The sequence below is a fragment of the Negadavirga shengliensis genome (assembly GCF_042652345.1).
Taxonomy (GTDB): domain Bacteria; phylum Bacteroidota; class Bacteroidia; order Cytophagales; family Cyclobacteriaceae; genus Negadavirga; species Negadavirga shengliensis.
The window spans coordinates 549023-563365 of sequence record NZ_JBHSJJ010000001.1; the positions used below are offsets into that span (position 1 = coordinate 549023).

The following is a 14343-nucleotide window of genomic DNA, read 5'->3' on the forward strand; positions in this document are numbered from 1 at the left end:
CATTATCTCCTGGTCACAAATTCGTCCAGATTGAACATGGCGTTGCACACCAAGGTCAAAGCGGACAGTTCCGGCAAATCCTCGCCGCAAATATCATTTTGACGATAATACGCCAAGGTTTCTTCGTATAAATTTACCAAAGTTTCGGCTTTTTTCCCACTGGGGGGAACGGCCGTAATCAATTGCAGGTGCTTGGCAATGCCTGCGGGAATGTTTTCAGCATCCTTCTCATAAATCCTGCGGGCAAAAGCCGCTGCCGCCTCCACATAAACGGGATCGTTGAGCAGGGTCAGCGATTGGAGCGGTGTGTTGGTGCGGATCCTTCTCGAAGTGCAGACTTCCCGGGAAGGATTGTCAAAGGTCACCATGGAAGGATAAGGGTTGGTCCGCTTCCAGTAAGTGTAGATGGCCCTGCGGTATTTGTCCTCCCCTTCGCTCCCGTACCAGAACTGTCCGCTGAAGTCCCTGATATCCTCCGGCTGGTAGGGCATCACACTGGGCCCAAACTGCTTGGGATTCAGCAGGCCACTGATGGCCAATGCCTGGTCCCGGATCGTTTCGGAGGGCAACCTGGTCCTGGAACCCCTGGACAGGTACTTGTTATAAGGGTCTTTTTCCAATTTCTCCCCGGTGGCATGGGATTGTTGTTGGTAGGTGGTGGACATGACGATGGTTTTGATAAGGGACTTTACCGACCAGCTCATCTCATCCCGGAAGTTCACCGCCAGCCAGTCCAACAATTCCGGATGAGTAGGGTCAAACCCCTGGCTGCCAAAATCCTCCATCGTTTCTACCAATCCAAACCCGAAAATCTGTTCCCATGCCCGGTTGACCATTACCCTTGCTGTCAACGGGTTTTCTTTGCTGACCAGCCATTGGGCAAAGGCCAGGCGGTCGGGATCATCACCGGGTACACGACCCAGGGTTTCGGGGATATCCGCCTTCACTTCTTCATTCCAGGTTCGCCAATCCCCCCGGTTGAACACATGGGTTTTTCTTGATTTGTATTCCGGAAGCTCCCGCATGATGGGGGTATGGACCGGTTCTACCGCATCCAGTGCTTCCAATTTGGTTTGCAATGCTCTTGGATACTGTGCCTTAAGGGGATTTTTTTCATGGTAGTAAAGCCAGTCCACCCGCACCAGATCCTGGGCAAAATGCCGGTCTTTCCTAAAATAATAAAATACATCCCTGGTTCCCATTACCGGCTTGATGGCCGCTTTGGCGATTTGCCAGTTTTGGGGCCGGTTGGCCGGAAAACCTTTTTCCGTCACCCCCAGTTTGATCTCTCCTATTTTTTCGCCCAACATGGAATCCAGCCTGACCTCCACTATGGCGCCGGTCAGCGAAGCATAACGGAAGGAAATGGCCTCTACCTCACTGAGGTCCACCGCTTCGAACATGATCCAGGAACTGTCCTGTACCTGCCAGATGGATTTTTGGTCATGGCCCACCAGTTCGATGAAGCGGCTTTTGTCCTGAAACTCTTCCGCCTCCACCCTTCTGTGACCAAGTTTGTATAACAATTCTTCTTTCTGTTCATGGAGAAACTGATCGTCTACCTTCTCCAGGCGGTGCTCCGGTTGGAGGTTATCGTTGATCCAGGTCAGCAAGCCCTTCACCTTTTCGTTGTCCTCGCCCTCATAGGTGAGCAGTTTCGGCTGTTCGTTGTAAAGGTCCTTGTCCTGGGAATTGTTGAAAAAGGCCATGGTTTTGAAAAAGTCCTCGTGGCGGATGGGATCATAGGGATGGCTGTGGCATTGCACACAGGCCATGGTGGTCCCCTGCCAGACCTCGAAGGTAGTGCCCACCCTTTCCATCACCGCGGCCACCCGGAATTCCTCATCATTGGTGCCCCCTTCATCATTGGCCATGGTATTGCGGTGGAAGGCGGTGGCGATATAATCCGCTTCGGTGGGTGCCGGCAACATATCGCCGGCCAGCTGCGCGATGGTAAACCGGTCAAAGGGCATGTCTTCATTGAAGGCCTGGATCACCCAGTCCCGGTATTTCCAGATGTTTCGGTGCAGGTCCTTTTCGTAGCCCTTGGAATCCGCATAGCGGGCCAGGTCCAGCCAAAAGGCCGCCCATTTCTCACCAAAGTGCGGAGAGGCCAGCAGCCTGTCCACGGCTTTTTCATAGGCTTGGGGGGAGGCGTCTGTCACAAAATTTTCGTAATCCTCAAGACTAGGCGGCAAACCCGTCAGGTCCAGGGCCAACCTGCGCAGCAGCACTTCCTTTTCCGCCCTTGGGTTGGGCAAAAGGTCCATGGCTTCCAGTTTTTGAAAAACAAAGTGGTCAATGGTGTTGAAAGGCTCCAGCTCCTTGTCCGCTTCGGGAACGGAAATATCTGTTTTTGGTGGGATATAGGCCCAGTGTTCTTCCCAACGTGCTCCCTGGTCGATCCAACGGGTGATGAGCGCGATTTCCTCTTCGCTAAGTGGATCCCTGTCCAGGGGCATCCTGATCTCGGGATCCGGATGGGTCAACCGTTTGATCATTTCCGACTGCTTGCCCTTTCCGGGGATGATGGCGGGCTTTCCCGATTCGGTGGGGCCTTTCGCCTCTTCCTCAAACAACAGGGAAAAGCCGCCGGATTGTTTGACGCCCCCGTGGCAGGAAATGCATTTATTATTGATAATGGGCCTTATATCCCGGTTATAGCTGATCTGCTCCTCACCCGGAATGGCCCGGAACAGGACGATCACCAACAACAACACGGACAAACCAATTATATAAGGCTTCATTTTTCGCAAAACATTTCTTCTAAAATTAGCGATTATGCCCTGATTGTCAAAATGAAAAATGGGCAGAGGACGCTTTCCCAGGCAGAAAGGTGTTTGTTGGTTAAATTAGCCCAATCTCCAAACCATAGGCGGTTCACCTTCATCTTGTGTAATTTCTATTCTTCGTCGAGCCTTGCGGGATAATGTTCCCGGTTGTAAATAATTGTAAACCCTATTATCATAAAGATGACACCGATAATCAAGAACCCATAATTCCACAGATTGGGATTATTGGAAAATTCTTTTATGTTATGAAAATTTAAGATGTGGTGGTGAATTATTCCTTCTACAAAATTAAAGTGTCCCCAACCAGCAAAAAATCCACCCAAAACCAGCTTAGGTGAAGGATTAATGTTTTTCTTTTTTAGCAAACGGGTTAAGGATATGATGCCTATGATAACCGCAATCAGGGTGAGTGAATGAAAGATACCGTCCCAAAACATGTTAACCGACTTTCCAACAATTGTGTCAGCAGGTAACTGATTAGTAAACATCCCATGCCATTGCAGGATTTGATGGAACAAAATGCCGTCGATAAAACCACCGATTCCTATCCCTAATATAATGGCGGTAATAGATAAAGGGACAGGATTTAACAAGTCCTTGTCAGGAACAAAAGCTGAGTGGCTTTTGTATTTCTTAAAAGAAAAGAGGGCAAGAATTATTACAATGAATGCGAGAATAATGAAGCCCAAAATCATTGTAAAAAGTTTGGGAAGAAACACGGTGTTGTATAAAGCTTCCTGAACATCTCTGTTGCAGCTTATACAGTTTAATTTTAATACCGAGGTTAGTCCCATTATATCCAAAGGGTGAATAGTCGACTGAGTTTTTGAAGAAAACAACAGCGTTTAGGGCTGCAAAAAACATTCCAAGTGTCAAAGTTTTTCGTTATTTATAAATGATCAATCGGTTTGTGGTCGATGGCATTATTATGGGCATCAAGGGAGACAAAGGTATTATAGGCGATTTCAATCACATTGCCTTCTATATCTTCAAAATAAAGAAACAATCCGCCGAAAGGGGGTTCAACAGGCTTCTTCAATATTTTCACTACTTTGTCTTTGAGTTGCCTATAAAGTGCCCAAACCTCATCCGCCGTCGGCACATTGTAACCAAAGGTTACCCCACGAAAGCCACTTCCCTCCGGATTGATCCCTATAAAACCCGCGAGTTCTTTTCGTTTTCCGATGCTCAATAAAAAGCCATTCATTTTATAAAAAACAATGTCATTGTTGGCTGCCACTGGTGGGGGAATGCTCTTCCTTTTTGATGGAAACATAATCAAGCGTTCGGATAAACTCCAGAAATGCTTTATAACGGTCGTCCTGTATTTCCAGTGTAATTTTCATAAGATCAAAGTTTTAATTTGGCGCCTCGTTCTCTCGTTCAAACGTTTTTTGGCAAAACCAAACGTACGCATTAATGAAAAATAACTGTCCTTAACAAATAGGTATTAAAAAGGTTGGGGTCAGTTACAACGATGCCAGGGTTGGGGGAAGGAACGATACTGTTGTCCGATATTGTCTAAAAATGCCTTATCATGGCCGGTCTTCTCCGATTTTTTACAGATTAGCACATGTAAATTTGATATATTACTAAAAATTTAGTAAAATCAGCAAATGGTTGCGGTGGACGGCAGGCAGAGCGTTTGAGCTGATGCTCACGCTGCATGTGATGGTCGGGTTGGAGTTTGAGAAGGGAAATATTTTTCCCTCGCTTACTTTGGCAAAATTGAGTAATACTGCCCATGCCCAAAGTGAAACAGGTGACGTTTGGGGGTTCGACAATGGTGGTGCATCGTTGTGACCGAGTGGGTAATTGTATGGTTCCTGTTCCGAAAAATTGCTAAATTATAGAATAACGTTATTTATCAAGAGCCCGTAAACGTGTGATGACATGTTTACGGGTTTAACAAACATGATTATGATCAAGAGTCTTCCTTTTTATTTTGGGTTACTACTATTTTTGGTTTCCTGTAAAAAAGCCAATGATTTAGATACTTTGCCCAGGGACTTTAACCAATCGTTGACGTTGGTCCCAACGGATACCTTAGTATTTCCCGTAAGCGACCAGTCAAATGTTTACAGCAGATACGTCAGAAAGGTTGAGATAAACGGAGCCGCTTACCTGGGAGTTGTCAATGAAAATACAAACGAATTGGAGTTTTACGCGCTTAACAATAAGGTAGATGATTTTAAGATCCACTTCAAAATTGAAGGTCCGAATGGAGTAGGACAGATCAAGGCATTTGAATTGATGGCAGATTCCACCTTACTGATTGGGAGCTCTTATAGAATTCAGCTTTATGTTACCGATTTGAGGGGAAACCTCCGGAAAATTTTAAAGACAGATATAGTAGAGCGTAAAGGCAATCCCTCTGTACAGCTTTACTATACCCAACAGCCTTTGATGTTTGACAAGATCAGGCGGAATGCTTTTGTATATGCCAGGGGGGGTTCGGATTACAGCGAACCCGGGAAATGGTCGGGGACCATGTTTTTAAATATTCCAAATATGGATGATAAATCTGCCAAACATGTTTTTGAACTTCCTTCCCATTTCTACAAGTATGTGCATGGCGCCTATTTCAGTCACAGTTCGCATCTGCTGATGGAAGATCGCTATCTGGTGCTTGGAATCCCTTTTTATAACAATATATTGATCTATGATCGGGAAAAAGAAGAATTGAGGGAAAGAGAGGCCGGAAGCAAGTACTTTGGGGATGCATTACCTTGGGATAACCCAACTATGGACGGCCACGAGGAGTTTTATGTCACGTCCAACTCTTACCGTGAACTGGCCTATGATGAGAAGAACCAGTTGCTCTACCGCCTCGCATACCGGGGAATAGACTATATTGACCCCAATGGATTGCGACGGAACTGGGACAACAAGCCCCCTTCGGTGATCATCATCAACAGCGACTTTGAGAAGGTAGGGGAAGTGGACCTGCCGGTGAATACGGTATACACCCGCATGTACTTTACCCACAACGGCAAGCTGTACCTGTCCCTGAACCATCCCAACAATAATCCTTCTGAAGATGAGATGGTGTTTGTGGGGTTTAAGCCGGAGAAATTATGAAAAATTGGTTTCATTGGGCAACTTAAAAATATACGAAACGAAATTTTCAGCGCTTTTTAGGTGACACAGAAATTCTCAAGGGAAGAAACTACAAATGGTCAATCGGTTTGTGGCCGATGGCATTATTTTGGTCATCAAGGTAGACAAAGGTATTATAGGCGATTTCAATCACATTGCCTTCTATATCTTCAAAATAAAAAAACAATCCGCCGAAAGGGGGTTCAACAGGCTCCTTCAGTATTTTCACTCCTTTGTCTTTGAGCTGCCTATAAAGTGTCCAAACCTCATCCGCCGTCGGCACATTGTAGCCAAAGGTTACCCCACGAAAGCCACTTCCTTCAGGGTGGATCCCTATAAAACCCGCGAGCTCTTTTCGTTTTCCGATGCTCAACAAAAAGCCATTCATTTTATAAAAAACAATGTCATTGTTGGCTGCCACTGGTTTCCATCCCAGTTTATCTTCATAAAAACCCCTCATGGCAGGTAAGTCGTCTGCCCCGATCGTCAATACACTGATCCGCTGCTCCATTTGTAAACTCTTTTATCGTTAAGGCCTTGTTTATTTTAATCTTTCCAAAACGCCTTTGCGCTTGACGATGTTTTTATAATCCCACTGTATCTCCCGGGACTTATTCAACCAGCGGCTCAAATCTTTCTTATCAATTTGTTCCGGAGACGTGTACCGGATTTCCGCAGCTTTGAATTTGCCTTCCTTTTGAAGATGCTCTTCATCAAAGGATTGCCCGCTCCAAAACAACAACCGGATACAGTTTTTTAATTTACTATATCCCACTATCGGGTTGCCGTCCAAAAACCAAACAGGATGTGCGTGCCAGATTTTATTCTCTGCTTCCGGAAGACCCCGGGTTATTTCCTCTGATAATATGGTACAAATATCCCGGTCCCCATTCGATTGCGATTCATTGTAAGTTTGAATGTCTTTATTCATTTGCGGTTTAGTTTATTATAAAATTGATAAACTAATCAGGGATACACAAGAGAACAGGAAGATTTCGACCAATTCCCGGTTCTCTATTTGCTGAACACTTGGTGAATAGGGAATAGGGAAAAGAGAACAGAAGTTTCCGCCCGGTTCTCTGTTACCTGCTCCGATTCCCTATCTCCTGAACACTCCGTGAATAGGGAATAGGGAAAAGAGAACAGGAGGTTTCGCCCGATTCCCTGTTCCCCGTTCCCGATTCCCTATCTCCTGAACACTCAGTGAATGGGGAATAGGGAAAAGAGAACGGGAAGATTTCGGCCAATTCCCTGTTCCCCGTTCCCGATTCCCTGTTTTTCTGAATGCTCAGTGAATAGTGAATAGAGAATGGAAGTTTTCGCCCGATTCCCTGTTCCCCGTTCCCGGTTCCCTATCTCCTGAACACTCCGTGAAGGGGGAATAGGGAAAAGAGAACGGGAGATTTCGGCCGATTCCCTGTTCCCAGTTCCCGGTTCTCTATTTGCTGAACACTTCGTGAATAGGGAATAGGGAAAAGAGAATAGAAGTTTTCACCCGATTCCCTGTTCCCCGTTCCCGGTTCTCTATTTGCTGAACACTCCGTGAATAGGGAATAGGGAAAAGAGAATAGAAGTTTTCACCCGATTCCCTGTTCCCCGTTCCCGGTTCTCTATTTGCTGAACACTCCGTGAATAGGGAATAGGGAAAAGAGAACGGGAAGATTTCGACCAATTCCCTGTTCCCCGTTCCCGGTTCTCTATTTGCTGAACACTTCGTGAATAGGGAATAGGGAAAAGAGAATAGAAGTTTTCGCCCGATTCCCTGTTAACCGTTCCCGGTTCCCTGTTTCCTGAATGCTCCGTGAATAGGGAATAGGGAAAAGAGAACAGGAAAATTTCGCCCGATTCCCTGTTACCTGTTCCCCGTTCCCCGTTCCCTACCAAATGGGAAGTCTTCGTTCGATTCCCCCATCCACCCCTTGCAAAAGCAGCACAGTACAGGTTAGTTTATTTGCTAAAATTAAATATACTTGTAAATGCCGGAAGCGGATATTTGGTTGGCGGGAAACATATCTTTTCCCATATTTGTTCTACAACCGGACAGAAGAACCAAATCCTCATACGGCTGACCGCAATAAGCTAAAGTACAATGCATAAAACCCACAAACCCAAAATAATATTTGTGCTCTCCCTCGGGATGAGCTTGTTGTTGATTTTGCCAGAAGCGGCTATGGCGACAGCCCTGCAAGCGGGCGAAGGTACAGCAGTTGAATCCTTTTGGCTTTGGAAGTTTCTCGGGCGTCTTCACCCCCTTGCCGTCCATTTTCCTGTCAGTCTCCTTTTGTTCGCGGCATTTTTGGAATTGTTTACCTTGGGAAAATTCGCTCACAAGCTAAGGCCCGGAATCAATTTATTGGTGTTGGCAGGGGTAGGCGCTGCCCTTTTTTCCGTGGTACTCGGTCTGTTATTAGCCAATATAGAAGATTATGGCGGTACTACGCTAAACCTCCACCAGTGGACGGGAATCGCCACTGCCGTGTTGGGTTTGGTAGTTTTATATTTCATGAACCAGGTGCTTAACAAAAAACAATGGGCAAAAGTAAAAGCCTACAGGACCAGTCTGTTTATCACCGCTTTAGCCGTTTCCGTAGCAGGACACTTTGGCGCATCCCTCACCCACGGCGAAGAATACCTCACCAGCGTGCTTCCCTGGAACGAAGACGCTTATTCTCCCGCCGATATGGACATCGATTTGGTGGCTTTTGAAGAAGACGGAGCTGATATGAGCGAGGAGAAACAGGTAAAACTCGTCGGACAGGTAAGGGCCGTTTTTGCCCATAGCTGTTATAACTGCCACAGTGCGGCCAAAACAAAAGGCGAATTAAGGCTGGATCAAAAAGAACTGGTGTTTCAGGGCGGGGAATCCGGTCCTGTGATTGTACCCGGAAATCCGGGAAAAAGTGAGCTGGTGCGCCGAATCAAACTGCCAAAAAGCCATAAAGATGCCATGCCTTCCAAAGGCAAATCGCTCAGCAAAGATGAAATTGCACTCATCACGCTCTGGGTGGAAAAAGGGGCTCCGTGGCCTGATGCCGCAGATAAAGAAAGTGTATTCAGGGTGGCGGATCTGGCACCGCGCAAACCCAATCTTCCTTCCGGAAAAAGTGGGTTATCCAATCCTGTGGACATTTGGGTGGATGAATATTTTATCCAAAATGACTTATCCTGGAAAAATCCCGTGGATGACCGCACCTACCTCAGAAGGGTGTATCTGGACATTGTTGGTTTATTGCCGACGCCAGAGGAATATAAGAAGTTTGAGGAAGATGACCGGCCGGAAAAAAGGTCCATTTGGGTCAGGCAGTTGCTTGCCCGGAACGATGATTATGCCATGCATTGGATGAGCTTCTGGAACGATGCCCTCAGAAATGACTATACCGGCACCGGCTATATTACCAAAGGCCGGTATGCCATCACAGACTGGCTGTACACTTCGCTGAGAGACAACAAACCCTATGACCAGTTTGTCAAACAGCTGTTAAACCCGGATGAAAAGTCAAAAGGTTTTATAGAAGGCATCCGGTGGCGGGGAGATGTAAACGCCAGCCAGGTCACGGAAATGCAGGCCGCCCAAAACGTGGGCCAGGTAATTTTGGGGCTCAATCTTAAATGCGCTTCCTGCCACGACAGCTTTATCAGTGACTGGAAGCTGGAAGAAGCCTACGCCTTTGCCAACATCTTTGCGGACACCACTCTGGAAGTCAGCCGCTGTGACATCCCCATCGGCAAAAAGGCCGGTACAAAAATCCTTTGGGAAGAACTGGGAGAAATCGACAGCACCGCCAGCAGACCTGAAAAACTCCAACAATTGGCCGAGTACCTTGTGCAGCCTGCCAACGGTAGAATGTACCGCACCATCGTGAACCGTGTCTGGAAACAGATGATGGGTCGCGGATTGGTGGAACCTGTGGATGAAATGGACAATGAGCCCTGGAGCCAGGACCTGTTGGATTGGATGGCTTCGGAGTTTGTGGAGAATGGTTACGATCTCAAATCTTTGATATATACCATTGCCACTTCACGGGCTTACCAACAGCCCTCCAAAGGCTTCGATGATCCGATGGATTTGGCGGATGAGGATTTTGTGTTTGAAGGGGTGGTAAGAAGAAGGGTTACTGCGGAACAGTTTTCCGATGCGATAAGCCAATTTATCCATCCGGTATTTGAGAAAGAAGAATTGAAATATGATCCCTTTGAACTGGCTGCTGCTGAGCAGCAAAACTTATCTTTTGCCAGGGCGTCGCTGGTCGCCAACAACGGCTTCCTGAAAGCCCTGGGAAGACCCAACAGGGAGGTGGTCTCCACAACCAGGGATTCACAGGCCAGCCTGTTGCAGGCCCTGGAGCTCACCAATGGGGAGATCCTCAACGGCACCCTTGCCAAAGGGGCGGAAGCGTGGAAGGAAAAATACCGGGATGGAGCAATCATTGTTCACGAGACTTATCGCCAACTGCTGGGCAGGGAGCCTCACCAAAATGAGTTCAAGGTAGCCATGGAAGCCATTGGAGAAAATCCGGAACCTTCGGATATCCAGGATTTCTTTTGGGCGATTTTGTTACTTCCTGAATTTCAGTTAATTTACTAGTGGAAAATTGAAAAAGATAATGAAAACCAATTGGAGAAGACGGGATTTTCTGAAAAAGACCAGCGCGGCGGCCATCGCTGCCATGGCTGCAGGTGCCCCTATGCCGGGTCTTTTGAGTTCCTGTTCGTCCAGAAATAAAATAAAAGCCTCGGCTGATAGCGTCATCCTGCTTTATATGGCAGGTGGAATGGCACACACAGAAACATTTGATCCTAAGAAATATACCCCGTTCCGCAAAGGAATGGAATCCCAGGAGGTGCTTAGCACTTTTAAATCCGTGCCTACCATCCTGGATGGTATCCAATTTTCCGAAGGACTGGAAAAAATCGGACAAGTCATGGACAGGGGTACGCTTATCCGGTCTTATGTGGCCGCTGACCTCGGGCACATCCTGCATACCAGACACCAATACCACTGGCACACCTGTTATGAGCCACCGCAATCCGTGACTGTGCCCCATATAGGATCATGGATCGCCAAAGAGATGGGGCCTGTGAACCCGGTAATCCCGCCTTTCATCAATATTGGCCAGCGTTTTACCGTCGGCGAAGGGGAGGAATTGAAGGCCTTTCACAGCGCGGGGTTTTTAGGGAGTGAGTATGGGCCGTTTTTGATACCCGACCCCACTTCCGGGCTGGACAGTGTCCGGCCTCCTGTGGGAATGTCCAACAAAAGATTTGAGGCCAGGAACCAACTGTATGAAAAACTGGTACAGGAAAGTGCCATGGGTGAATTTGGCAGCGACTACCAAAAAGAATCCCTTAAAAGGTCCATGGAGCAGGCCTATATCCTTTTGAACTCCCCCGAAGCCAAAGCTTTCGACCTCAGTCAGGAACCCAAGGAAAAATATGATACCTACAACACCGGCAAATTTGGTTTGGGATGCCTGATGGCCAGGCGGTTGGTGGACGAAGGAGCAAGATTTATCAGCGTCACCACCGAATATGAACCGTTTATGGGTTGGGATACCCATGAGAACGGCCATACCAGGCTGGTGGATATGAAAAAGCTCATCGATGCGCCGATCGCGCAGCTGGTAAAGGATCTGGATGAAAGCGGCAGGCTGGAAAGGACCATGATCATCGTGGCAAGTGAGTTCAGCCGGGACATGTTGACCGAAGGCAGGCCGGAAGCCAAGGTGAAGGATCAGGTAGAAGTCCCCGATATTATTGAAGATATGAAAAATTACGGGATGCACAGGCATTTTACGGATGGCTGTTCCATACTGATGTTTGGAGGGGGAATAAAAAGAGGTTATGTTTATGGGCAAACCGCTGATGAACGGCCATGCAAAACCGTGGAAAAACCCATAAAAATTGACAGCATACATCAAACCGTTTACCATGCCCTGGGCATGGATCCCGAAACCCATTATGTGATCGAAAAACGCCCATTTTATACGACACCCGATGGACATGGAGAGGCGGAACTGGAATTATTGGCATAATTAAACAACACCTATGAAAAAAGGGAACAACCCCCGAAGGGAATTCATCAAAACAACCGGACTTACCGTGCTTGCCGGTACCATTTTTCCCACCATCATAACCAACAAGAGCTACGCAATGAAAAAAGAAACTGTTTTGGGTCACGGCTCCCACCGGTACAAGGTGGTAGAAGGCTGGGGCGTGCTTGATGCCGGCAAAAACCCGGTAAATGACTGTCATGAAATGGTAGAGGATGCCAAAGGCCGGCTAATCCTACTCACCAACGAAACCAAAAACAATGTGCTCATCTATGACAAATCCGGCAAATTGCTGGAAACCTGGGGAACTACCTATCCCGGGGCACATGGATTGACAATCACCGATGAAGGAGGCGAACAGTTTTTGTTCATTGCTGACAATTCAAGGAACCAGGTTATTAAAACCGATCTGAAAGGCAAGGAAATTTTCAAACTCGATTACCCGAGGGAAACCGGTGGTTACGATTATCCCGGCCAGTTTATTCCCACTGAGACAGCCATCAATCCCGCTAACGGTGATATCTATGTGGTCGATGGCTACGGCAGAAATTATGTGATCCAGTACAATTCAAAAGGGGAATATATCCGGCATTTCGGAGGTCCTGGCGATACCGATGAAACCTTTAACTGCTGCCACGGCATCATTGTGGATACCCGGGTTAAGAATAACCCCACCCTGCTGATAACAGACCGGGGCCATATGCAATACAAGCGGTTTACCCTGGATGGCAAATACATCAAAACCATCCCTATGCCCGGATCCTTTGTTTGCAGGCCTGTGCTTAAAGGAAACAACATCTACGCCGCCGTGTACCGCAGCACCACGCAGCAATACCCCAATTCGGGCTACATCACTATCCTGGACGCGGACGATAAAGTGGTGTCCACCCCTGGCGGTACCGCCCCGGAATATGTGGACGGTAAACTGCAGGAACAAAGAAAGGACAGGACTTTCCTCGGTTTCATGCATCCGCATGACGTCTGTGTGGACTCGGACGAAAATCTGTATGTCCCCCAGTGGGCCTCTCAGAAAACCTACCCTGTGAAGCTGGAAAGGGTTTGATTCGGGGATCCAAGAGAGTTATTTTTACTCCTTGAGTTCATAAATGTAATAACACTGGTACTCCTTTTCCGTATCGTGAATCTCCGCCTGATCGGCATATTGGAGGTAACGGTTAGCCCCCAAACCCAAAATCAAACTGCCAGCCTTGTCCCACAGGATGGGCTGGCCGATTTGTTTCCCGTCCTTGATGGGATAATAATAGGTTTTTCTAGTAGCCATGGCGGCTTCACGTTCTTCCCGGGTGGCTCCGGGAATATTTTTTTCAGGTTCCAAACCAGTCTTGTATTCCACCAGAAAAGCATCACCCGTTCCTACCATTCGGGTAAAACTTCCTCCCAAGACTATATTTCTTGTATTGGCCTGAAAACCTTGAGTATTGGCCTCTCTCATGGGAACCCTTGATAATTGGTCAGGAGGCATTCTTTCCAGTCTGATCTTATTGATAAGTTGAAGCTCATGGTCAAACTGAAAAAGGACGGAGTCAGCCGGAAGCAACAAGGAAATCGATGAGGATTCCAAATCCGAAAAAAAGAGGGGTTTGTCATTGCGATGGTAAAAATAACCTTGTTTAAAAATACTGCTTTCATCCAGCTTTCCCCCTTTGATCACCGATCCGTCTTTGCTATGGAGAAGGTGAAAGTAATTCAAGGTATCAAAATAATCTTCAGGATATTCCGGCAAAAAACGGTCACTGAGATTGGCAATGGCATAATATTCTTCGTTGACCTTCACCGTGTTCAAATCATCCAAAGGAAAATGGATCATTCTCACCCGCACGTCTTGATGAAAGGGGAAGTCTCTTTGTTTCCTGAGATTCAAATCATACATAAAAACTTTTTGGTCACTGATAAACATGATTTCATCGCCCACAAAGCCAGCCCTGTGCAGCACCATTCCAAAGGCGTTGGGTCCCTCACTCAACACCTCCTCCTGCACTGTTACCCCTTTGCTGTTGATCAGGAAATACCGCCCCTCCACACCTTGATTGACCATCAGGTAAATGTCATGAGCGGGACTATAGTCCAAAATCCGTAAAGTCTGCAGTTCGTCAAAGACCAGCGAGTCAACAAGCACAAAATCCATAAATAGCAAATCTTCCATATCATCCCGGGAGCTGCCGCAGGATAACATCAAAGAATACACCAAAATCAGTAACCAAAGACGGTGGAACATGGCTCACGGGGTTGGAACAAATAAAACTATAAATTTAATTGTTAAAAAGCAAGTTAATCCCCGTAAATTTTATTCCCTGTTCCTCCAGCCTTAACCATTCTGGATATTCATGAAGCCGATACCGGCCACGGATTTTTCGAAGAACTGTTCTGCAAATCCCAGAATG

12 protein-coding genes are annotated in these 14343 nt (G+C 47.0%); 5 read left to right on the top strand and 7 right to left on the bottom strand.

Annotation, left to right across the window (positions count from 1 at the left end):
* Positions 1-2: 2 nt before the first annotated feature.
* From ACFPFU_RS02295 to ACFPFU_RS02310, 4 genes are all read right to left on the bottom strand, one after another.
* Positions 3-2747, bottom strand: coding sequence for a DUF1553 domain-containing protein (locus ACFPFU_RS02295; protein ID WP_377061094.1), 2745 nt, complete (start codon positions 2745-2747; stop codon positions 3-5).
* A 155-nt stretch (positions 2748-2902) separates the two neighbouring features.
* The gene (locus ACFPFU_RS02300; protein WP_377061096.1) at positions 2903-3586 is read right to left on the bottom strand and encodes a DUF2243 domain-containing protein; all 684 of its coding nucleotides are present in this window, start codon (positions 3584-3586) and stop codon (positions 2903-2905) included.
* Between the two features lie 95 nt (positions 3587-3681).
* Positions 3682-3999: a VOC family protein gene (locus ACFPFU_RS02305; protein WP_377061098.1), complete on the bottom strand. Its 318-nt coding sequence runs from the start codon at positions 3997-3999 to the stop codon at positions 3682-3684.
* 16 nt (positions 4000-4015) lie between these two features.
* Positions 4016-4138 (bottom strand): hypothetical protein, encoded by a 123-nt coding sequence (locus tag ACFPFU_RS02310; protein ID WP_377061100.1) that lies wholly within the window; start codon positions 4136-4138, stop codon positions 4016-4018.
* Between the two features lie 274 nt (positions 4139-4412).
* On the opposite strand from ACFPFU_RS02310, the gene ACFPFU_RS02315 reads away from it, so the two are divergent.
* Both ACFPFU_RS02315 and ACFPFU_RS02320 read left to right on the top strand, forming a co-directional pair.
* Positions 4413-4595, top strand: a complete 183-nt coding sequence (locus ACFPFU_RS02315) for a hypothetical protein (protein ID WP_377061102.1) — start codon at positions 4413-4415, stop codon at positions 4593-4595.
* A 117-nt stretch (positions 4596-4712) separates the two neighbouring features.
* On the top strand, positions 4713-5873 hold the full coding sequence (locus ACFPFU_RS02320) for a DUF4221 family protein (RefSeq protein WP_377061104.1): 1161 nt from the start codon (positions 4713-4715) through the stop codon (positions 5871-5873).
* Positions 5874-5961: 88 nt separating this feature from the next.
* On the opposite strand, the gene ACFPFU_RS02325 is transcribed toward ACFPFU_RS02320, so the two are convergent.
* Together ACFPFU_RS02325 and ACFPFU_RS02330 are read right to left on the bottom strand one after the other, a co-directional pair.
* A complete protein-coding gene (locus tag ACFPFU_RS02325) occupies positions 5962-6402 on the bottom strand; it encodes a VOC family protein (protein ID WP_377061106.1) in 441 nt (146 codons plus the stop codon).
* A gap of 30 nt (positions 6403-6432) precedes the next feature.
* Positions 6433-6822, bottom strand: a complete 390-nt coding sequence (locus ACFPFU_RS02330; RefSeq protein WP_377061108.1) for a DUF1801 domain-containing protein — start codon at positions 6820-6822, stop codon at positions 6433-6435.
* 1239 nt (positions 6823-8061) lie between these two features.
* Between ACFPFU_RS02330 and ACFPFU_RS02335 the strand changes: the two genes are divergently transcribed.
* From ACFPFU_RS02335 to ACFPFU_RS02345, 3 genes are read left to right on the top strand one after another with little or no spacing between them, the layout of a single operon-like run.
* Positions 8062-10476 (top strand): DUF1549 domain-containing protein, encoded by a 2415-nt coding sequence (locus tag ACFPFU_RS02335; protein ID WP_377061397.1) that lies wholly within the window; start codon positions 8062-8064, stop codon positions 10474-10476.
* 19 nt (positions 10477-10495) lie between these two features.
* Positions 10496-11923: a DUF1501 domain-containing protein gene (locus ACFPFU_RS02340; protein ID WP_377061110.1), complete on the top strand. Its 1428-nt coding sequence runs from the start codon at positions 10496-10498 to the stop codon at positions 11921-11923.
* 13 nt (positions 11924-11936) lie between these two features.
* Complete coding sequence (locus tag ACFPFU_RS02345; protein WP_377061112.1) at positions 11937-13004, top strand: NHL repeat-containing protein; 1068 nt, start codon at positions 11937-11939, stop codon at positions 13002-13004.
* 24 nt (positions 13005-13028) lie between these two features.
* Here ACFPFU_RS02345 and ACFPFU_RS02350 read toward each other — a convergent pair whose 3' ends face one another.
* Positions 13029-14177, bottom strand: a complete 1149-nt coding sequence (locus tag ACFPFU_RS02350; RefSeq protein ID WP_377061114.1) for a hypothetical protein — start codon at positions 14175-14177, stop codon at positions 13029-13031.
* Positions 14178-14343 lie beyond the last annotated feature (166 nt).